The 20,300-nt window shown below is 63.8% G+C and carries 17 protein-coding genes; 2 read left to right on the top strand and 15 right to left on the bottom strand.

All coding sequences use genetic code 11. The annotated features are described in order from the left end of the window. Positions 1-2: 2 nt before the first annotated feature. Complete coding sequence (locus IVB13_RS10200; RefSeq protein ID WP_247488758.1) at positions 3-890, top strand: ABC transporter permease; 888 nt, start codon at positions 3-5, stop codon at positions 888-890. On the opposite strand, the gene IVB13_RS10205 is transcribed toward IVB13_RS10200, so the two are convergent. From IVB13_RS10205 to IVB13_RS10245, 9 genes are all read right to left on the bottom strand, one after another. Then, complete coding sequence (locus IVB13_RS10205; protein ID WP_247488760.1) at positions 887-1,633, bottom strand: hypothetical protein; 747 nt, start codon at positions 1,631-1,633, stop codon at positions 887-889. The genes IVB13_RS10200 and IVB13_RS10205 overlap by 4 nt on opposite strands. A gap of 9 nt (positions 1,634-1,642) precedes the next feature. Next, a complete protein-coding gene (locus IVB13_RS10210) occupies positions 1,643-2,893 on the bottom strand; it encodes an adenylate/guanylate cyclase domain-containing protein (RefSeq protein ID WP_247488762.1) in 1,251 nt (416 codons plus the stop codon). After that, entirely contained in the window at positions 2,890-3,279 is a 390-nt protein-coding gene (locus IVB13_RS10215) for a response regulator (RefSeq protein ID WP_018457048.1), read from the bottom strand. Before IVB13_RS10215 ends, IVB13_RS10210 begins: the two co-directional genes overlap by 4 nt. After that, on the bottom strand, positions 3,276-5,873 hold the full coding sequence (locus IVB13_RS10220; protein ID WP_026233288.1) for an ATP-binding protein: 2,598 nt from the start codon (positions 5,871-5,873) through the stop codon (positions 3,276-3,278). Before IVB13_RS10220 ends, IVB13_RS10215 begins: the two co-directional genes overlap by 4 nt. Before the next feature lie 141 nt (positions 5,874-6,014). After that, entirely contained in the window at positions 6,015-9,110 is a 3,096-nt protein-coding gene (locus tag IVB13_RS10225) for a MexW/MexI family multidrug efflux RND transporter permease subunit (RefSeq protein ID WP_247488764.1), read from the bottom strand. Positions 9,111-9,186: 76 nt separating this feature from the next. After that, entirely contained in the window at positions 9,187-10,380 is a 1,194-nt protein-coding gene (locus tag IVB13_RS10230) for an efflux RND transporter periplasmic adaptor subunit (RefSeq protein WP_247488767.1), read from the bottom strand. A gap of 1 nt (position 10,381) precedes the next feature. Continuing rightward, the gene (locus tag IVB13_RS10235; RefSeq protein ID WP_083926457.1) at positions 10,382-11,083 is read right to left on the bottom strand and encodes a TetR/AcrR family transcriptional regulator; all 702 of its coding nucleotides are present in this window, start codon (positions 11,081-11,083) and stop codon (positions 10,382-10,384) included. 89 nt (positions 11,084-11,172) lie between these two features. Next, positions 11,173-11,763 (bottom strand): thiamine pyrophosphate-dependent enzyme, encoded by a 591-nt coding sequence (locus tag IVB13_RS10240; RefSeq protein ID WP_247488768.1) that lies wholly within the window; start codon positions 11,761-11,763, stop codon positions 11,173-11,175. After that, positions 11,760-12,314, bottom strand: a complete 555-nt coding sequence (locus IVB13_RS10245) for a phosphonopyruvate decarboxylase (protein WP_204510602.1) — start codon at positions 12,312-12,314, stop codon at positions 11,760-11,762. Before IVB13_RS10245 ends, IVB13_RS10240 begins: the two co-directional genes overlap by 4 nt. 107 nt (positions 12,315-12,421) lie before the next feature. Here IVB13_RS10245 and IVB13_RS10250 point away from each other — a divergent pair, with 107 nt between their 5' ends. Then, positions 12,422-13,642 carry a cytochrome P450 gene (locus tag IVB13_RS10250; protein ID WP_247488770.1) on the top strand — a complete coding sequence of 407 codons (1,221 nt, stop codon included), beginning with the start codon at positions 12,422-12,424 and terminating at the stop codon, positions 13,640-13,642. Between the two features lie 136 nt (positions 13,643-13,778). Here the strand turns inward: IVB13_RS10250 and IVB13_RS10255 are convergent, their stop codons facing one another. From IVB13_RS10255 to IVB13_RS10280, 6 genes are read right to left on the bottom strand one after another with little or no spacing between them, the layout of a single operon-like run. Next, a complete protein-coding gene (locus IVB13_RS10255; RefSeq protein ID WP_247488772.1) occupies positions 13,779-14,642 on the bottom strand; it encodes a sugar phosphate isomerase/epimerase family protein in 864 nt (287 codons plus the stop codon). After that, positions 14,642-15,847 carry a dihydrodipicolinate synthase family protein gene (locus IVB13_RS10260; protein WP_018457057.1) on the bottom strand — a complete coding sequence of 402 codons (1,206 nt, stop codon included), beginning with the start codon at positions 15,845-15,847 and terminating at the stop codon, positions 14,642-14,644. Before IVB13_RS10260 ends, IVB13_RS10255 begins: the two co-directional genes overlap by 1 nt. A 10-nt stretch (positions 15,848-15,857) precedes the next feature. Beyond that, a complete protein-coding gene (locus tag IVB13_RS10265) occupies positions 15,858-17,009 on the bottom strand; it encodes a Gfo/Idh/MocA family oxidoreductase (protein WP_204510600.1) in 1,152 nt (383 codons plus the stop codon). Next, positions 17,006-18,403, bottom strand: coding sequence for a hypothetical protein (locus IVB13_RS10270; RefSeq protein ID WP_247300248.1), 1,398 nt, complete (start codon positions 18,401-18,403; stop codon positions 17,006-17,008). The genes IVB13_RS10265 and IVB13_RS10270 overlap by 4 nt, the downstream gene beginning before the upstream one ends. A 4-nt stretch (positions 18,404-18,407) precedes the next feature. After that, entirely contained in the window at positions 18,408-19,256 is an 849-nt protein-coding gene (locus IVB13_RS10275; RefSeq protein ID WP_204510598.1) for an ABC transporter ATP-binding protein, read from the bottom strand. Continuing rightward, entirely contained in the window at positions 19,253-20,245 is a 993-nt protein-coding gene (locus tag IVB13_RS10280; RefSeq protein ID WP_204510597.1) for an ABC transporter substrate-binding protein, read from the bottom strand. The genes IVB13_RS10275 and IVB13_RS10280 overlap by 4 nt, the downstream gene beginning before the upstream one ends. Positions 20,246-20,300 lie beyond the last annotated feature (55 nt).

Raw genomic sequence — 20,300 nt, forward strand, 5'->3', positions numbered from 1 at the left:
TCATGACCGATGCCGCCCTGCCCGCTGCTCCCATCGCGCAAGCTGACGAGCTGGACAGCCCGGCGCGTCGCGCCCGGCGGCGCCTGTTCAAACGCAAGGCCGCAGTGTTCGGACTTGTCATGATCAGTTTGTTCGTCGGCTTCGCGGCTCTCGCGCCGCTCGTCGTTCCCTACGATCCCATCGCGACGAGCTGGAGCCTGGTTCGCAAGCCGCCCACGGCGGCGCACTGGTTCGGCACCGACGAGCTCGGTCGCGACATCCTGAGCCGCGTGGTCTACGGCGCCCGCGCCTCGCTGCTCGCCGGCCTCACCTCGGTGGCGATCGCTCTGGGCGTCGGCGTTCCGCTCGGCCTGCTTGCCGGCTATCGCGGCGGCTTCGTCGATGCACTGATCAGCCGGATGACTGACGCGATGCTGGCCTGCCCATTCCTGATCCTGGCGATCGCACTCGCCGCATTCCTCGGTCCGAGCCTTGGCAACGCCATGATCGCGATCGGCATCTCGGCAACCCCGATTTTCATCCGCCTGACCCGCGGCCAGGTGCTGGTTGTCAAGGCTGAGGACTATGTCGAGGCGGCGCGCGCGCTCGGCAATCCGCCGTGGCGGATTGCGTTCTCGCACATCCTGCCGAACATCCTGCCGGCGCTGCTAGTGCAGGCGACGCTGTCGATTGCGGCCGCCATTATCGCCGAAGCCGCGCTGTCCTTCCTTGGCCTCGGCCAGCAGCCGCCGGCGCCATCCTGGGGCAGCATGCTCAACGCAGCGCAGCGCTTCCTGACCCAGGCGCCGTGGATGGCGATCTGGCCGGGGCTTGCGATCTTCCTCGTGGTGCTGTCGCTGAACCTACTCGGCGACGGCCTGCGCGACGCGCTCGATCCACGCCAGCGCTAGATCACGACCTCGCGCATCACGCGGCGGCAATCCATCTCGTATTCGAGATCGACCACCGGCGGCCGGGCATAGTGCCAGGTCAGGCCGGACCGCAACGCCCCGCGGCGGACGAGTTCGTCGACCAGCGCGTGGTGGAAGTCGTGCACGGAATAGGCCTGCACGCCCGTCGTGTCCTTCCAGCCGAAGCCGAAGGCCGTCATCCTGTTCTCCATCTGGGACGTCGTCGTGAAGCGCACCTTCTCGCGAAGGCCTTCCGGGCTGAGGTCGCGGTAGCGCACGGTGCGCTCGACATAGGTCCCGCCGCCCTCGCGCGCCTCGGCGCCGCCGGAAATCACGAAGCTCGGCGTCTTCGAGCTTGTCGGCCGCGTGAAGGAGAACGCGTAGAACGACGGCTCGGCCGGTGGATCGATCTCTGGACAGACATTGCTGCGCGCCACCGGATTGGTGGTGCCGTCGAAGATGCCCCATTCGGACAACGTCTTCACATAGTGCAGGTTGAACGCGCGAAAACCTTCTTCGCTGAAGGCCGCGGGCGAGCGCAGTTCGCAAGCGCAGAAGGCCGTCAGCGGCCGCCCCGCCTCCTGAATATACTTCGCGGCAAGCGCAAAGCCTTCGGCGAGCGGCACCAGCCGGTCGAAGCGGACGCGCTCGATCTCATAGCCATCGTCTGCGGCCGCACCGGCCGAATACTGGAATACGGACGGAATGAAACGGTAGTTGCCGGCGGAGAATTCACCAATCATGTCGGACTCCTATTCCAGTTGCATGCGAATGCCCTTGTCGCCGTTAAGCAGGCGCTTCAGGTGAAAGCCGGCCAGGGAATCGCCGGCATGCATGCCGACCAGCGCCGCGAAAGCCGGCATGGCGGCGGCATCACCGGCTTCCATCTTGGCAAAAGCTTCGGAATACAGCGCCGTTTCCGGCGCAGCGAATTGGGCCGGCGTCAGCGGCTCGAACGCGCGCAACGCTTCGCTGCGTCCGCGCAGCATCAGCTCCCCGACGGGACGACCTCGAAAATTCTCAGCCGCCTCGGCGATGCCGGCACTGACGCAAATCCGCGTGCCCAGATGCTTGTTCGCGGCTTCCAGTCGCGCCGCGATGTTGATGGAGTCGCCATACGCGGTGTAGTCGAAAAACCGGTTGCCGCCGAAATTTCCGACCAGTGCCGGCCCGGCGTGAATGCCGATGCGGGTGGTGCCGAAATTCACCCCTCTCGGCTTCCAGCGCGCGGAAAAATCCTCCGCCCAGGCGTCGAGATCGTGCGCGCAGGCAACCGCACGCGTCGCATAATCGGGCTGATCTCCGGGCGCATTGAAGAGCACCTGGATTGCATCGCCGATGATCTTGGCAACCGTCCCCTCATGCGTGAAGACGATTTCGGTCATGCCGCCGACATATTCGTTGAGAAGCGCGCCCAGCGTCTCCGGCGGCGCACTCTCGACCAGCGAGGTGAAGCCCGTTATATCCGTGAAGATGGTCGCGATATCGCGCCACTGCACTTCGATTCCCTCGCTCTCACCGCCGGCCGCCAGACGCTTGGCGAGCTCGGGCGAGAAATGACGCGAGAGCGCGGCGTGAGCGCGCTCGGCTTCCGTCTGGCGGCGCCGCACCTCCCGCAGCATCTCGATATGGCGGATGGTCTTCTCGATCGTCATCTCCAGGTCGGCGAAATCGATCGGTTTGGTCAGAAAGTCGAACGCGCCGCGGTTCATCGCAGTGCGAATGTTGCTCATATCGCCATAGGCCGACAAGATGATGGTGGACTTCTTGTCGTCCGCTTCCTGGAGCTTCGCCAGCAGTGACAACCCATCCATCCTTGGCATGTTGATGTCGGAGACCACCACGTCGACATGCGGATTCTGCTCGAGCGATTGCAACGCCTCGACGCCGTCTCGCGCGAACATGATGGTCACCGACCCATCGCGAATCTGCTTGCGGAATTTTTGCAGGACCAACGCCTCGAGATCCGGCTCGTCGTCGACGAAGAGGATGGTCGCGGTCATGCGGCTTTCTCGAGCCTTGTGTCGATTTCCTGCCGCAGCAGCGCGAAATCGATCGGCTTGGTGAGGAGTGCGACCGCGCCGCGCTCGATCGCCTTCCGGCGCGTCTCGGCGTCGCCATAGGCGGTGATCATAATGACGGGAACGTCCGGATGCGCAAGACGCACCTTCGGCAGCATGTCGAGCCCGCTCATGCCGGGCATGTTGATGTCGGACAAAATCAGGATCAACGAGGGATCGCGCACCTCGGCGGCGAGCTTCAGCGCATCGGGTGCCGACGACGCGAATTCCATCTGGAAGCGGCCGGCGCGCAAATCGCGCCGAAACTGCTGCCGGAACAGCGCCTCGACGTCGGGCTCGTCATCGACGACCAGGATGTAAACGTTCAAGTCTTGCCTCCGGAAGTGCCGTCCGCCGCCATTACGCGCGGCAGGGTGATGATGAATTCGGTGAATACGCCTGGTGCGGTGTTCACGTCGATCGTGCCGCCGTGCTGTTTCACCACGATGTCATGGCTCATGGAAAGGCCGAGCCCGGTGCCCTCGCCGGCCGGCTTGGTGGTGAAGAAGGGATTGAACATCTTCTCCTTCACCTCGGACGGGATCCCGGTGCCGTTGTCGCGAATGCGGATTTCGACCCTGTCGCCGAGCGTTCTGGTTGCTGCGCGCAGGGTGGGCTCGAAGGCGTCTGCGGCGCTCTCCTTGCGCTGGGCAGTGGCGTAGAAGCCATTCGAGATCAGATTGAGGACGACTCGCGTAATTTCCTGCGGATAGATATCGACCATGCCTGCGGCGGGGTCGAAGCCGCGCTCTATCGTGACGTTGAAGCCAGGCTTCTCGGCTCGCGCGCCGTGATAGGCGAGGTTGAGGCTTTCCTCGACGATGGCATTGATGTCCGCCGGACGGCGCTCTCCGGAGCCCTCGCGCGAATGCAGGAGCATGTTCCTGACGATGGAATCGGCGCGCTTGCCGTGCTGCACCACCTTTTCGAGGTTGCTCCTGAGCATGCCAGTCAGCTCGTCGACCTCCGCCTTCGTCTTGCCGTCGAGCGAGGCCGCCTGCAGCGCCTCGTTGAGCTCGTCGATCAACTCGGTCGACACCGCCGAGAAATTGTTGACGAAATTGAGTGGGTTCTTGATCTCGTGCGCGATTCCCGCCGTGAGCTGGCCGAGCGACGCGAGCTTCTCGGTCTGGACCAGGCGGTCCTGCGCGGTGCGAAGATCGTCGAGGGATTGCGACAGCTCCGTCGTGCGCTTGCGCAATTCGTTCAGCAGTCGCGTATTCTCGATGGCGATGACGGCTTGCTTCGTGAAGTTCTCAACCAACGCGATTTGCTTGTCGGTGAACGGCCGGACCTCCTTGCGATAAACCGCGACGGTTCCGATCAGCTCGCTTTCCCTCATCATGGGCACGATTACGATCGTACGGGCGCCGGCGACGTCTGAGATTCCACGAATGGTCGGACCTCCGGCAAGATAGGCCGGAGTTTGTTGCACATCGTGAACGTGGACGACTTGACGTGTTCTGACGACCACGGCAAGCGCGCTCTCCGGATGGGGACGGATCGCCATATCTTTCCGCGAAGCCGCGAACGCAGGCGGCACATTGTAGTCCGCAGCAATTGTGAAATTCTCTCCATCCCACAAATTCATGACGCCGAAACTCGCGCCACAGACTCGTGTGGCATTCTCGAGCATCTTGTGGAACACCGGTGCGAGTTCGCCCGGAGACGAACTGATGACCTGCAACACTTCCGACGTCGCCGTCTGCTGCTCGAGCGACTCGGTCAACTCGGCGGTTCTCACCTCGACCTTCTTCTCCAGGTCCGCATAGGATTCCTGCAGGCGCTCGCCCATGTCATTGAACTGGTCCGCGAGCCCCTCCAGTTCGTCTCCGGTTCGGATCGAGATGCGCTGGGAGAAATCGCCACTGCCGATGCGCTCGGCACCGCTGCGCAGCGCCTGGATCGGCCCGACCATGCGGCGCGCGAGGAATATCCCGGCAAGCACCGCGAAGATCGACGCCGCGAGCAGCACGAATGCAAGCCGTTCCAACGCGGCATAGAGCGTCGCATAGGCCTCCTCGACCGGGAGCTCGACGAACATGGTCCAGTGCAGCGGCGCGATCGGGGCCGACGCGGTCAGCACCGTCTGTCCCTGGAGATTGCGCGCTTCGGAAAGCGGGTCGAACGCGGCGCTGCCTCCGGCAAGCGCGGCGCGCACCTGGGTGAGACCAGACATGTCGGTGTTGCGCAGGACCAGGCTGATATCGGGGTGCGCGATCAGGCGTCCCTCCGGACCCACCACGTAGGCGTGTCCGTGCTCGCCGACCTTGATCTGGGAGACGACGTCCCAGATCAGCTTGAGATTGACCTCCGCGATACTGACGCCGGCATCCTTGCGCGACCCAGCCTGCGCCAGGGTCATATACGGCTCGGACTCCCTGCGGAAATAGACCGGACCGTAATAGACCTTGTGCGCGACCGCCTCGGTAAACTTCGGATCCTCCGACAGGTCGATCCCGCTGTCGGTCGCGTCCATGGCAAGCCGCGAGACCCGCAGCCGCTCCTTGCCGGTCGCATCGACCTGCGCGAGCTCGGTGACCGCAGGGACCTGGCGCAGCAGCCGCAGCGCATCGAAGCGGCGCTGCTCGAGCGAGCCCGCCGACCAGGGCAGCTGCGTGGTCCAGCCGAGCTGGCTCTCGATCTCCTTGACGAACTGACCGATCTTGGCAGCGGCCGCCTCGGCCTGTTCATGCTGAACGCGGATCAGCGCGGCCTTGTGCTCGCGATAATAAAAGACGACCTCGAACAGGCCGTTGGCCAGCAGCGCGATCGCGACGACGGCCACGAACAACGCGACATATTTGGTGAACAGCCGCGTCCTGATTCCCTGCCCCGGCATCGTACCGGACGCGACGCCATCCCCCGCGGCGCTCGGCAGCGTCCGTGCTTGCGGGGTGTCGGGATGGAGGGGAAGGCTCATCCCGCTGAACCTAGCAAGAAGACCGGACCTTGTCTCTCGCGAGCGCGGGAAAGCCTGATGGCAGCCGGGCCCCCGAGGCAAATAGAAAAGGGCGGCAGCGGATTGGCCGCTGCCGCCCTCGGGTTCGCTTTATCGGTGGCCTCAGGTCGGCCGCAGCGCCTTGGCGTTGAGGTCGAGGTCGTTGACCTGCTTGTTCCGCTCGGAATCGGCCGCCGCGCGATGGTCGGTCGCCAGCACCACGTAGACCGCCGGCAACACGAACAGCGTGAACAACGTGCCGATCGACATGCCGGCCACGACCACCAGACCGATCGAGAAGCGGCTGGCGGCCCCTGCGCCGGTCGCGGTCAGGAGCGGGATCAGGCCCGTCACCATCGCGGCCGTGGTCATGAGGATCGGCCGCAGACGAATACGGGCCGACATTTCGATGGCGGAGCGGCGATCGAGCCGCTCGTTGATCTGGAGCTCGTTGGCGAACTCCACCATCAGGATGCCGTGCTTGGTGATCAGGCCCACCAAGGTCAGCAGGCCGACCTGGGTGTAGATGTTCATGGTCGCCACGCCGAAGAACAGCGGGATCAGTGCGCCAACGATCGCCATTGGCACCGAGATCATGATGACCAGCGGATCGCGCAAGCTCTCAAACTGCGCCGCCAGCACCAGGAAGATGATGATCAGCGCGAAGCCGAAGGTGATCGCAAGCTGGTTGCCTTCCTGCACATACTGTCTGCTGTCAGCCAGATAAGCATGGCTGAAGCCTTGCGGCAGGTTTTTGGCCTCGCTCTCGAGGAAGTCGACCGCCGCACCGACGGTCACGCCCGGCATCGGCACGGCCGAGAAGGTCGCCGAATTGAGCTGATTATAATGTGTCAGCGAATTCGGCTCGGTCTTGGTCTCGATCGACACAACCGTCGAGAGCGGAAGCTGCTGGCCGGTGTTGGTGGTCACATAGTAGCCGGCAAGCGATTCCGGCGAGAGCCGCTGGCCGCGCGGCACCTGCGGGATGACCTGATAGGAACGGCCCTCGAGGTTGAACCGGTTGATGTAGTTGCCGCCGAGCAGCACCGCGAGCGTGCTGCCGAGGTTCTGCATGTTGACGCCGAGATCCTGCGCCTTGGTGCGGTTGATCGTCACCTTCACGTTCGGCTGGTTGTAGGCAAGATCACTGTCGGAGACGATGAACATTCCGCTCTTGCGGGCGGCGGCCTTCAGCTTCTCCATCTGTTCGTAGACAGTCTGGAAACTGGCGGTGGAGTTGATCACCATCTGCACCGGGAGGCCGCCCGGGCCGCCCGGCAGCGGCGGCAGGTTGAACGCGAACGCCTGCACGCCCTCGATCTTGGAAAGCTCGGCCTGCACCAACGACTTCAGCTGGATCGACGAGCGCTTGCGCTCCTCCCAGGGCTTGAGCAGCATGCCGGCGATACCGCCCTGCGGGCCGTTGATCCCGTTCAGCACGAAGCGCAGATCGGTCTCGGGGAATTTCTGGAATTCCGTGTCGAGCTTCTCGCCATAAAAGTCGACGTAGTCGATGTTGGCGTATTTCGGCGCCTTGGTCACCGCAAACACGATGCCCTGGTCTTCCTCAGGCGCCAGCTCCTTCGACGTGTGCATGTAGAGGAAGCCGACGAGCCCGAGGATGGTCACCGCAAACAGGCCGGTGATGGCCTTGTAGTCGAGCGACCGGTCGAGCCTGCGCCCGTACCACCGCGTCAGCGCGCCAAACACCCTGTTGACGAGCTTCGCAAAGCGCCCCTCTTCGGTGTTCTTCAGCAGCACCGAGCACATCATCGGCGACAGCGTCAGCGCGATCACGCCGGACACGATCACCGAGCCCGCAAGCGTGAAGGCGAATTCGCGAAACAGCGAGCCGGTCAGGCCGCCGAGGAAACCGATCGGCGCGTACACGGCTGCGAGCGTGATGGTCATCGAGACGACGGGGCCCACGATTTCGCGCGCGCCTTCCAGCGACGCCTGGACCGGCGTTTTCCCTTCCTCCAGATGACGATGGATGTTTTCCACCACGACGATGGCGTCGTCGACCACGAGGCCGATCGCCAGCACCATCGCGAGCAGGGTCAACAGGTTGAAGCTGAAGCCCAGCGCCAGCATCAGCGTGCAGACGCCGATCATCGATAACGGGATGGTGACAACGGGAATGATGACCGAACGGAACGACGCCAGGAACAGGAAGATCACCACGATCACGATGATCACGGCTTCACCCAGTGTCTTCTCGACCTCGTCGATCGAGGATTGGATGAACTTGGTCGAATCGTAGGCGACCTTCATCTTCATCGACGGTGGCAGATTGCGCTCCAGCTCGGGGAATAGCGCCCGCACGCCCTTGACCAGCGTCAGCGGGTTGCCCTGCGGCGTCGCCTGCACACCGATGAAGATGGCGTGCTCGCCGTTGAAGGCGACGCTCGCGTCCGTGCTTTGGGCCGCAAGTTCGACGGTGGCGATGTCCTCCATCCGCACGAAGCCGCCGTCCTTGGCCTTGACGATCATCTTCTTGAACTGGTTGACGTCGGTCAGGCCCGTATTGGTCGATACGTTCGAGACGATGAGATAGCCCTTGGTCTGCCCCGCCGCAGACTGGAAGTTGTTGGCGGTGATCGCGGTCGCGACATCCGCAGGCGACACGTTGCGGCCGGCCATCTTCAGGGGATCAAGCCACAGCCGCATCGCAAAGGTCTGGCCGCCGAGAATGTCGGCGGAGGCGACGCCGTCGACGGTCGACAGCACCGGTTGCACAACGCGCGTCAGGTAGTCCGAGATCGCCGAGCCCGACAGCTCTTCGGACGAGAATCCGAGATACATCACGGCCGTGGTCTGGCCCGTGGTCTTGGTGACGATCGGGTCGTTGGATTCTTTCGGAATCAGGTATTTGACCGAGTTCGTCTTGGCCAGAACCTCGGTCAGCGCCTGGTTCGGATCGAAGTTCAGCTTGATGTAGACCTGGATCGTCGAGGTGCCGAGCACCGAGGACGAGGTGATGTAGTCGACACCTTCGGCGGAGGCGACCGCCTGCTCGATCGGCGTGGTGATGAAGCCCTGGATCAGGTCCGCGGACGCGCCCGGATAGACGGTCGTGATGTTGATGACCGTGTTCGACAGCTTCGGATATTGCCGGATCGGCAGCGTCGTCGCCGCCCGCAGGCCGATCAGCAGGATCAGCAGGCTGACGACGACCGACAGGACCGGGCGTTTGATGAAAATATCAGTAAAGCGCATCGCGGCGATCTCGATTTCTTTGACTTGCAAAGCGCATGACCCGGCCGTGCCGGATCATGCTGCAACGTGTACGATGTCAGTAGCGCGGCGGCTGCGCCGGGATCTGCGGAGCCGGGTCGGTCGAAATCGACACCGCCGCGCCCGATTGCAGCTTGAGCTGGCCGACGGCGACGACCTTGTCGCCCGGCTTCACGCCCTTGACGATTTCGACGCGGCCTTCGACCCGGTTGCCGGTCTGCACGAAAGTGCGCACCGCGCTCAGGCTGGTCTTGCCGTCGGCTTCCTTCTTCTCGGTGATCACGAACACCGAGTCGCCGTACAGAGTGTAGTCGACCGCCGTCTCCGGCACGGTGACCACGGCCGGCTTGTCCGGCAGCACCACCGTGGTGGTCACGAACATACCGGGCTTCAGGATCTTCTCCGGATTGGAGATGGTCGCCTGCACGCGGATGTTGCGGGTGTCGGCCGAGATCTGCGGCTCGATCGTGGTGATCTTGGCGTCGAAGGTGCGGCCCGGATAGGCGTCGACCTTCAACCGGACCGGTTGACCGACCTTGAGGCTGCCCGAGTCCTTTTCCGTCACCGTGAAGTTGGCCCACAGCTCCGACAGATCCGTCAGCGAAACGATGGCCGTGCCGGCGGTCAGATACTGGCCGACCTCGACCTTGCGGACGCCGAGATCGCCGGAGAACGGCGCGCGGACCAGCTTCTGCGAGATCAACGCTTCGGTCTTGGCGATACCCGCCTGCGCCTGATCGTACGCGGCCTGCGCGGTGTCGACGGTTGCCTGCGGCCCGAACTGGCGCGACGCCAGTTGCTTGGCGCGATCGAGCGACAGCTGTGCGACGGTGGCCTGCGCCTTGTAATTGGCGAGGTCGCCCTGCTCCGGCGCGTCGAACATCTGCACGAGCGGTGTGCCGGCCTCGACATGCGTGCCCGGCTCGAACTTGATCTCGGTGACACGGCCGTTGACGTCGGCGCTGACGTCGACCTGGTGCACGGCGGCGAGACCACCGACGGCGGTCAACAGGTTCGGCACCACCTCGGACTTCGCCTCGGCGGCGCTGACCGCGACCGGCGGCGGCTTGTTGTTGGCGAAGAACTGCTTGATCATCTGGCCGCGGAAATAATTGAACCAGACGAGGCCACCGACGAGCACGGCCAGAAGCGTGCCGACGACGATGAACCAGAGCACCGGCCGGACCGGACGCTTGGGAGCCTTGTTGTCGATCGGTTCGCCCGAAATCTTGTGTTCGGTCACGATGTTCATGTCATGCACTTTCTGCAATCGCCGTCTTGCCCGCACAACCGGCCTGATCGCGGCCCAAATGCGAAACAATTGCGGCGTCGTTAAGTCCGATACCCCTCAGGAGAAACTCACAGAGCTGCCGCTCGAGGTCGTTCGCCTTGCCGTAAGCGAGACACGGCGTGGCCGGCAGCCTGGTCAGCGCAGCCGTCATCACGGTGTGATGCGCAAACCAGAACAGGTTGAGCGGTTCGCCGTTGTATGGCCGCGCGTCCCCCGCGGCAACCGCACGCTCGAGCGAGGCGACGAAGGCCGCCCCGATCAGCGCCTCGATCTTGGCATATAGCAACCGGGCAAATTCGCCATCCTCCAAATGACTCGTGGTCATCAGTCGCAGGCGCTGGGCCTCTTCCTGGTCAGGGCCATCGGCGATGTGCATGAAATGCCCGACCATGCCGCGGATCACTTCGACCAACGTAGCGGTCGACGGCTCACGTTCGAGCAGCTCCATGAGCGCCGGGTCCGCCTCGCATTCATCGCTGAGAATTTCGGCGTAAAGCGCGGCCTTGGACGGGAAATGCTTGAACAGCAGCGCTTCGGAAATGGCAGCGGCGGCCGCCACGCTCTTGGTCGTGGTGCCGGTATAGCCGTGTCGGGCAAAGCAACGCTTTGCGGCGCCGAGGATCAATTGACGCCTCAGGTCGCTCGTCATACGCAATGAGCTCATGCTAGTGAGTAAGCACTCACCCACGCAAAAGTCAAGCCGAATGGTGCGATGCAACCTACAAGAATCGTCTCTTAGAGGTATCCCAAGTTCTAAATCGGGCGGAAGCCGAGGTCGCCGCGGATCCGGTTGAGAATGTAAGTCCCATCCCGGCTGGGCAAAATCCGCTTCAGATTGGCGCTGTCGATCTTCACATTGGCAAAGCGCGGCCCGGCCGTGACGTCGTGGACGGCTTTGGCGAAGGCCTCGACCTCGGCCATGGTCGTCACAGACCGGCTATCCCCGATGCCGCAGGCCCGGGCGACGCCGACCAGGTCGGCGGCCGCGGCCGTGTGGCTGGTCTGACCGCCGGTCTCACCATAGGCCTCGTTGTCGAGCACCGCGATCGAGAGATTGGACGGCTTTTGCAGACCGATAGTGGCAAGGCTGCCCATGCCCATCAGCATCTCGCCGTCGCCGGTGATGACCAGCACCGGCAATTTTGGCTGCGCCAGAGCGAGGCCCAACCCGATCATCGCCGCCCCGCCCATGCCGCCCCAGAGGTAGAAATTGCGCGCATGGTCGCCGGCTGCGCACATGTCGTTGGTGGAGGCGCCGAGGCCGCCGATCGCAACCACGTCCTTGCGGTCCGCGAGAAGCGTGGACACCACCTGACGGCGGTCGAGGAGATTGGCCTTGCTCATTTGGTGAAAACCTTGGCGCCGATCAGGCGCTGCGACAGCAGGACGGCGGTGGGTGTGAGCGCGTTGTAGGCCTGCGCGGCCGCCGCCTCGAGCACGGCCGGCACCTCTGCTGCGGTCGAAGCCCGCAGCACCTTGACACCCGAGAGTTCGAACACGCCCTGCGTGGTCGATCCCATCGGCACCTGCCATGGATTGAACTCGCCCCACTCGCCACGCATCGTCACCAGCGTGAGGAAGGGAAAGCGCAGGATCGGGATCAGCGAGAGCATGTTAATGCAATTGCCGACCCCGCTCGACTGCATCAACAGCACGCCGCGCTGGCCCCCCGTCCATGCGCCGGCGAGAAGCGCCACGCCCTCCTCCTCCGTCGTGAGCGGAATGCCGCGCATCGTGGACGATGCCAGCACGCGCTGGATCAGCTTTGAATGGCCGGCGTCGGGCACGTAGGGCACCTGCCGAACGTCGAAGCGTTGCAAGGTCGCGAAAATATCGTCGGGCCAATGAGTGCTGGACTCGGCGGCCGTGTCGGCAGCGTCAGCGCGGGCGTGCATTTTCCTGTCCGGTCGGCTTGCAAATCGCGGCTCGACTGTAGACGGTGAACCGAGCCGCTCAAAAGAGCGAATACAGCATATCGGACTCAACCGGCGAGTATGGCGGCATGAACGCAAGTGCGAATGAACTGGCGGCCAGTTTCGATCTGGAACAGCTGACGGCGGAATTCTACGACAATCCCTACCCGACCTATCGTGCACTGCGGGAGAACGAGCCGGTCAAGCGCCTGCGCAACGGCACCGTGTTCCTGACCCGCTATGACGACCTCGTTACGACCTACAAGAACACAAAATCGTTCAGCTCGGACAAGAAGCGCGAGTTCGCGCCGAAATACGGCGACACCCCGCTCTACGAGCACCACACCACGAGCCTCGTCTTCAACGATCCGCCGGCGCATACCCGCGTGCGGCGTCTGATCATGGGCGCGCTGTCGCCGCGCGCGATCGCGGGGATGGAGCCTGACATCATCAAGCTGGTCGACAGCTTGCTTGACGCCATTGCCGCCAAAGGTGATTGCGAACTGATCGAGGACTTCGCCGCCTCGATCCCGATCGAGGTGATCGGCAATCTGCTTGACGTGCCCCATGACGAGCGCGCGCCGCTGCGCGACTGGTCGCTGGCGATCCTGGGCGCCCTCGAACCGGTGGTGTCGCCTGAAGTGGCTGCCCGCGGCAACAAGGCGGTGACGGACTTCCTCGCCTACCTCCGAACGCTGGTCGCGCGCCGGCGCGAAAGGCCCGGCAACTCCGAGCGCGACGTGCTGACGCGCCTGATACAGGGTGAAGACAACGGCGAGCGGCTGACCGAGAAGGAGCTGCTGCACAACTGCATCTTCCTGCTCAATGCCGGCCACGAGACCACCACCAACCTGATCGGCAACGGCCTCGTGGCGCTCGACCGGAACCCGGATCAGAAGCGGCGGCTGATCGACCATCCCGAGCTGATCAAGACTGCGGTCGAAGAGATGCTGCGCTACGAGACCTCGAACCAGCTCGGCAACCGCATGACCACGGAGCGGGTCGAGCTCGGCGGCGTCATGCTCGAAGCGGGCACGTCGATCACGCTGTGCATCGGCGCTGCCAACCGCGATCCGGCGCAGTTTCCGGACCCCGAGAGATTCGACATCGCGCGCACGCCGAACCGGCATCTCGCCTTCGCCACCGGCGCGCATCAATGCGCCGGCATGGCGCTGGCACGATTGGAAGGCGCCATCGCGGTCTCACGCTTCTTGGCGCGCTTCCCGAACTATGCCGTGAGCGGACGGCCGGTCAGGGGTGGACGGGTGCGGTTCCGCGGCTTTTTGAGCGTGCCCTGCGCGATCGGCTGAGGCCTCAAACGAAAAAACGCGAAAACAACCCCATGCACAGTAGAAGGTTACCGGCGCGGGATGGGCCAGCGATTCCGCGCAACCATTTGACATCTCAGGCCATCAGCGCCGCCGCGCGCAACAATTGCCGGAAGGCCTAAACCACCGTCTTGTGCCGCGCGATGCAGGTTTGCAGCACCTCGTCCAACGGTTTACCCCACCAGTCGTTGGAGAAGATTTCGATCTCCGAATAGCCGGCAAAGCCCTGCGCTTCGACCGCTTCGCGCACCGATTTGATGTCGATCACGCCGTCGCCCATCATGCCGCGGTCGTTGAGAATGTCCCTGGTCGGCACCAGCCAGTCGCAGACATGGAAGGCGAGCAGGCGATCTTGGCCGGCGCGGGCGATCTGCCCCATCAGCTCCGGATCCCACCAGATGTGATAGACGTCGAGCGCGACGCCGAGCATGCCGCTGCGATCAGGGTCGAGCCGGTCGCAGATGTCGAGCGCCTGCTTCGTCGTGTTGACGCAGGCGCGGTCGGCCGCATAAGCCGGATGCAGCGGCTCGATCGCCAGCGGCAGCTGCGCCTGTCTGGCGTAATCGAGCATATCGGCGAGCGCTTCCTCGACCTGCGTCCGCGCGCCGGCGATGTCCTTCGACGCCTCGCTGCCCGGCCGCGAATATTGCGGCAGGCCGCCGACGACGAGCACGACGCAGGGGGCGCCCAGTGCCTTGGCTTCATCGACGCAGCGCCGGTTGTCGTCTCGCACCTCGCCGCGGCGCGCTGCGTCGGAGGTGAACATGCCGCCACGGCAATAGCCCGATAGGTCGAGACCGGCATCGCGCACCGCACGCGCGGCACGATCGAGGCCGACGGTTGCGACCTGGTCGCGCCAGGGGTCGATGGCGCGGATACCGTGCCTGGCACAGGCGTCGATGATCTCGACGAGATCACCCTGTTTCCGGATTGTCGCCGTGTTGAGCGACAGCCAACGATGGTCGGACGAGAAATCACGCATCAGGATTCGATTCCGTGCGTTGAGAGCACCGCCTGCATCCGCCGCGTCGCCAGCTCCGGATCGGCGAGCAGTCCGGCCTTGTCGGCCAGCCGGAACAGTTCGGCCAGATGCAGCGTCGAGCGCGTGCTCTCCTGCCCGCCGACCATGGTGAAGTGGTCCTGGTGGCCGTTGAGATAGGCCATGAAAACCACGCCGGTCTTGTAGAACCGCGTCGGCGCCTTGAAGATGTGCCGCGACAGCGGCACCGTCGGCCCCAGCACGTCGTGGAAGCCGGCTTCGTCACCCGCTGCCAGGCGCGACAAGGCGTAGGACGCCGCCGGCGCGATCGCGTCAAAAATGCCGAGCAGCGCGTGCGAAAAGCCTTCGACGTCGCCGGCGATCAGCTCCGCATAATTGAAATCGTCGCCCGTATACATCTTGATGCGCTTGTCGAGACGACGGCGCATGTCGATCTCGCGCTGCTTGTCGAGCAGCGATACCTTGACACCGTCGACCTTGGCGGCGTTGCCGTTGATGATGGCGACCGCAATATCCATCGCCTTGTCGAGATCGTTGGTGCCCCAATATCCCGTCAGCGCCGGATCGAACATGTCGCCGAGCCAGTGGATGATCACGGGCTCGCGAACCTGCGACAGCACGCGATCATAGACCTTTGCGTAATCGTCGGCATTACGGCCAAGCTTCGCCAGCGCGCGCGACGCCATCAAGATGATGCGGCCGCCGACCTTCTCGACCGCCGATGTCTGCTCCTCATAGGCGCGGATCACGTCGTCCATATTTCTGGCGTCCTCCACCGCGAGATGGTCGGTGCCCGCTCCGGAAAACACCAGCGCGTTGCGACGCTTGGCGGCAGACACCGAGCGCGTGATCAGCTCCAGCGAGGTCGGCCAGTCCAGCCCCATGCCGCGTTGCGCGGTGTCCATGGCTTCCGCAACGCCAAGCCCGAGGTCCCAGACGTGCTCGCGGAAGGCGATAGTCTTGTCCCAGTCGACAGCGGCGGAGAGCCACGGGTCGTTGTCGGCAAAGGGATCGGTCACGGTATGGACGGCCGAGAACGCGATGCGGCTCAGCGGCCCCTCGAGCTTTGCCGGAAACGTTCGCGAGGCCGCGAGCCGGTAGGTCTCGATCGAGCGATCGGCTTTCGGCAGCTTGAGCGACAGGGACGACGTTGACGGAACGGGCTTGGGCTGGACGGGCTTGTTCATTATTCCCTCCTCAGACCTTAATCGGCGCGACGTCGATCCAGCGCCGCTCCTTCCAGCTCTTCAGCGCGCATTCGGCGAGCTGCACGCCCTTGACGCCTTCGAGCAGCGTGAACTTGTAGGGCGCATCCTCGTAGACGTGGCGGATGAACATCTCCCACTGCTCCTTGAAGCCGTTGTCGTAGGTGACGTTGTCAGGCAGCTTCTGCCAGTCGCCGTAGAAATCGTGCAGCCGCTTCTCGTCGGGATTCCATACCGGCCGGGGCGTCGCCTGCCGCGCCTGGATCATGCAGTCGGAAAGGCCGGCGACGGCCGAGCCCAGCGTGCCGTCGACCTGGAAGGTGACGAGATCGTCGCGATAGACGCGCGTCACCCAGGACATGTTGATGTGGGCGATGGCGCCGCCCTTGAGCTGGAACGTGGCATAGGCGGAGTCGTCGGCGGTCGCCTTGTACTTCTTGCCCTGCTCGTCGAAACGCTCGGGGATGTCGGTGTTGCCGATGCAGCTCACGCTCTCGACCTCGCCAAAGAGATTGTCGAGCACGTAGCGCCAGTGGCAAACCATGTCGAGGATGATGCCGCCGCCATCCTCGTCGCGGTAATTCCATGACGGCCGCTGCGCCTCCTGCCAGCCGCCTTCGAACACCCAATAGCCGAACTCGCCGCGCACCGAGAGAATACGGCCGAAGAAGCCGGAGTCGCGCAGGAAGGCGATCTTCTTCAGGCCGGGCAGGAACAGCTTGTCCTGCACCGTGCCGTGCTTGATGCCCTTGGAATTGGCGAGCTTGACGACCTCGAGCGCCGCCTCGAAGTTCGTCGCGATCGGCTTCTCGCAATAAACGTGCTTGCCGGCATTGATGGCCTGGGTCAGAAGGCCCGGCCGTGCCTGTGTGGTCGCGGCATCGAAGAACATGGTGTCGTTCTTGTCGGCGAGGGCGGCATCGAGATCGGTGGTCCAGCGCGTGACGTTGTAGCGCTTGGCAAGGGCCTCGACCTTCTCGGCGCTGCGGCCGACCAGGATCGGGTCCGGCATCACGCGGTCGCCGTTCTTCAAGCGGACGCCGCCCTGCTCGCGGATCGCGACGATCGAGCGGATCAGATGCTGGTTGAGGCCCATGCGGCCGGTAACGCCGTTCATGATGAGGCCGAGGCGTTGGGTGGTCATGCCGATTGCTCCTGCAGTGATTTGGGCTGTTCGAGCGGGCGTAGCGCCGACCAGTCCGGATGGACCGACGTCGCAAATCCCGTTGCATTGAGCGATCCCGTGAGGAGATCGCCGTTGTGAATAGAGAGGCGGATGCCCTGCCCGGCATCCGCGTAGAGATCGGGATGCGCGACGGCGCAAACCTGGGCCTCCGCGGCGGGCGTATCACCGAAGCCATCGACGTAATGGTGGCCGTTACGTTCGGCATGGGTGATGCCGATGAAGGCACCGAGCGCAAGGTCCTGCTGCACGGCGACGCCCGCCTGGCAGGTCAGGTCCTCGCCCGTCACGAAGAATCTTTCGCCGGCCACGCTCCATTTCGCCGCGCGCGTCGCGTTGACGATGGACTTGTAAAGCCCTTTGCACGATTTCGACGAGATGCCGTGATAGCCAAGCGCCCGTGCCGCAGGAAACGTATCGTAGGAATCGTCGGCTTCGTCGATGATGAAACCGCGCGCAGCGAGAGAGCCGAGCGGCGACAGCCTCGTAACATCGCGCGGCATTGGCTGCTCGATATAGAGCAGCCTGGATGAAATCGATCGCAGCGCAGTGTCATGGTCGAGCCGGCCGATGAGTTCATGCAAGGCTGCGAGATCGGCATATTGCTCGTTGGCATCGAGCGTCAGGTTGTAGTCACGGTCCAGCGCATCGAGCTCCTTGCCGATGCGCGCCAGCCGCGCTGCATCGGCGACGGGGTCCCCCGATAGCTTCAGCTTGAAGTATCTTGCCCCGGAGTTCTCGCGGGCATCGGCCACCCCGCCCTCGCCTTCAACGGTGTCGTCGAGGCCGACGGTATGCCTGATGGCAACACGCGGCAGCGGCTTCCGGCCGGATAGAAACGTCGTGAGATCCGTCTCCTTCAGGTCGGGCGAAAGCCGCGCGTCGATGCCGGCGATGTTGCCGGCCATGCCGTCGAAAAAATTGGTCTCGGCAGCGCGGAGCAGCGCATCGAGGATCGCTTTGTCGATTTCGGCGGGGCCGTAAGCCGCCGCAAGCGCCGGAATGTTCTTTTTCGCACATGTCGCGACCTGGGCACCGATGCACGAGGCATGCAGATCGAATGCCGTCAAAAACCCGGTTCGCGCGAGATAAAGCCCCCGCGCGATCTCCAGCGCGCGGCGCAAATCATCGACAGTCTGCGCCGGCGACAGTTCCGGCCGCTTGTCGAACCATTTCGGCACCAGCAGCTCGGCGCTGGCACCGACCGCGCTTCCCCGGCCCTCCACCTCGATCTCGACCCGCACGAACAGCTGCGGCGTCGCGTTGATCGTGATCGCGCCAAAGCGGAACGGCCGCGCGAACTGCACGGGACGTTCGAAGAACGCGATATCTCGCAGCTTCAGACGCGGCGCCATGGCTTTAGTCCAGCGAACCTTGCGAGAAGAAATGCTTGCGTATGCGCTGTACGAGTTCGGTGAACACAGGGTCGGCCATCACGTCGAGCGAGCGCGGGCGCGGCAGCGGGACGTCGTAGATCGCGGCGACCGCGCCGGGCCGCTCGGTCATGACCAGCACGCGATCGGCGAGGAACACGGCCTCGGGGATCGAATGCGTGATCAGCAGCACCGTCTTTCTGGTCTCGCGCTGGATCCGCATCAGCTCGACATTCATGCGCTCGCGCGTCAACGCGTCGAGGGCGCCGAACGGCTCGTCCATCAGCATGATCCTGGGATCATGCACCAGCGCGCGGCAGATCGAGGCGCGCTGCTGCATGCCCCCGGAGAGCTGCCACGGCAGCTTCTTCTCGAAGCCTTCGAGCCCGACCAGCTTCAACAGCGCCTTGGCGCGGTCGAGATATGTCTGCCGCGGCAGCCGCTTCATGTCGATCGGCAGCATCACGTTGGACAGGATGTTGCGCCATGGCAGCAGCAGCGCGTTCTGGAACACGATGCCGACATTGCCGTGCGGCGTCGTCACCTTCTCACCCTCGACCAGGATCTCGCCCGTCGTCGGCGGCAGCAGTCCCGAGATCAGCTTGAGCAGCGTGGACTTGCCGCAGCCGGATGGGCCGACCACGACGAAGAACTCGCCGTCGTTGATGTGAAAGTCGAGCGGCCGCAACGACGGCACATCGCCGTCGCGCGTCCTATAGGTCTTCGACACGCCGGACAGTTTGATGCCCGACGCATCGCCCGCAGCCCGGTCGCTCACCAGTCTCAGATGCGCGGCCGGTTGCAGGGTTTCACTCAGGGCTGTCGCGGGTTTCACGAACCGCTCTTCGGCAGATAGTCGTTGGTATAGAACGCCTTCGGGTTCTCCTTGGCCTTGGCATCGAGCCCGCCATATTCGACCATCAGATTGACGCTGTCGGTCATGTTCTGGTCGGTGACCTGGAACGGCCGCTTGCTCTTGGTCTCAGCAGTCCGGTAGAGCGGAATGGTTAGCTCAAAACCCTGCGTCAGCGTGTCGATCTTGCCGCCCTTGGGGTTGGCATCGAGGATCGACTGTGCCGCGGCCTTCGGCTCCTTCTCGGCGGCTTCGACCGCTTTCGTCGTCGCCGACATGAAGCGGCGGACGAGGTCGGCATTGGCTTTCACATAGTCAGTGTTGGCGATGATCCCCGAGGAGACCATGTTGATGCCGTAGTCGGCGAACTTGATCGGATAGACGTCCTTGCCAGTGGCGTCCTTGATCTTCATCGACTGGTCCATGACGTAGCCGAGCAAGAGGTCAGCCTGGCCGTTGATGACCGCGTTGAGCTTGGTCTGGCCATCGCCCGCCACCGTCTGGAAGTCGCTTTCCTTCAGGCCGGTCTTCTTCAGGAACAGCGGCCAGATCTGCGTCATGGAATCGGCCGGCGTGATCGCCACCGTCTTGCCCTTGATGTCCTCGGGCTTCCTGATGTTCTTGTCGACGAAACCCATCGCGGACATCGGGCTGGTCTGGAGCAGCACGCCGGTCGCGACCACCGGGGCGCCCTTGATCGCGGCGCGCATCATGGTGGGCACGTCGACATAGCCGAAATCGGCGGTCTTGGCGGCCACCGCCTGCGTGGTCGCAGCCGAGCCGCGGCCTTCCTGGATCTCGAGGTCGATGCCTTCGGCGGCGTAGATGCCCTTGGCCTTGCCGTAATAAAACGGCGCGTGCTCGCCATAGACGTACCAGTTGAGCATCAGCACGACCTTGTCGGCCGCTTGCGCCGGCATGGCTGCGAACACCATCAGCGCCGCCGAGACAGCTCCTATCCACCGCTTCATCGTCACTCTCCCTTATCGTTGTTGCGCCGGCCTTTGGCGGCCGTTCGTTGCTTTG

Origin of the sequence: Bradyrhizobium sp. 17 (assembly GCF_023073515.1) — a bacterium.
GTDB lineage: Bacteria > Pseudomonadota > Alphaproteobacteria > Rhizobiales > Xanthobacteraceae > Bradyrhizobium > Bradyrhizobium canariense_D.

Excerpts from the sequence above, each read along its gene's own strand:
- IVB13_RS10200 (WP_247488758.1), top strand. The coding sequence starts at position 3 with ATGACCGATGCCGCCCTGCCCGCTGCTCCCATCGCGCAAGCTGACGAG.
- IVB13_RS10205 (WP_247488760.1), bottom strand. The coding sequence starts at position 1,633 with ATGATTGGTGAATTCTCCGCCGGCAACTACCGTTTCATTCCGTCCGTA.
- IVB13_RS10210 (WP_247488762.1), bottom strand. The coding sequence starts at position 2,893 with ATGACCGCGACCATCCTCTTCGTCGACGACGAGCCGGATCTCGAGGCG.
- IVB13_RS10220 (WP_026233288.1), bottom strand. The coding sequence starts at position 5,873 with ATGAGCCTTCCCCTCCATCCCGACACCCCGCAAGCACGGACGCTGCCG.
- IVB13_RS10225 (WP_247488764.1), bottom strand. The coding sequence starts at position 9,110 with ATGCGCTTTACTGATATTTTCATCAAACGCCCGGTCCTGTCGGTCGTC.
- IVB13_RS10230 (WP_247488767.1), bottom strand. The coding sequence starts at position 10,380 with ATGAACATCGTGACCGAACACAAGATTTCGGGCGAACCGATCGACAAC.
- IVB13_RS10235 (WP_083926457.1), bottom strand. The coding sequence starts at position 11,083 with ATGAGCTCATTGCGTATGACGAGCGACCTGAGGCGTCAATTGATCCTC.
- IVB13_RS10240 (WP_247488768.1), bottom strand. The coding sequence starts at position 11,763 with ATGAGCAAGGCCAATCTCCTCGACCGCCGTCAGGTGGTGTCCACGCTT.
- IVB13_RS10245 (WP_204510602.1), bottom strand. The coding sequence starts at position 12,314 with ATGCACGCCCGCGCTGACGCTGCCGACACGGCCGCCGAGTCCAGCACT.
- IVB13_RS10250 (WP_247488770.1), top strand. The coding sequence starts at position 12,422 with ATGAACGCAAGTGCGAATGAACTGGCGGCCAGTTTCGATCTGGAACAG.
- IVB13_RS10255 (WP_247488772.1), bottom strand. The coding sequence starts at position 14,642 with ATGCGTGATTTCTCGTCCGACCATCGTTGGCTGTCGCTCAACACGGCG.
- IVB13_RS10260 (WP_018457057.1), bottom strand. The coding sequence starts at position 15,847 with ATGAACAAGCCCGTCCAGCCCAAGCCCGTTCCGTCAACGTCGTCCCTG.
- IVB13_RS10265 (WP_204510600.1), bottom strand. The coding sequence starts at position 17,009 with ATGACCACCCAACGCCTCGGCCTCATCATGAACGGCGTTACCGGCCGC.
- IVB13_RS10270 (WP_247300248.1), bottom strand. The coding sequence starts at position 18,403 with ATGGCGCCGCGTCTGAAGCTGCGAGATATCGCGTTCTTCGAACGTCCC.
- IVB13_RS10280 (WP_204510597.1), bottom strand. The coding sequence starts at position 20,245 with ATGAAGCGGTGGATAGGAGCTGTCTCGGCGGCGCTGATGGTGTTCGCA.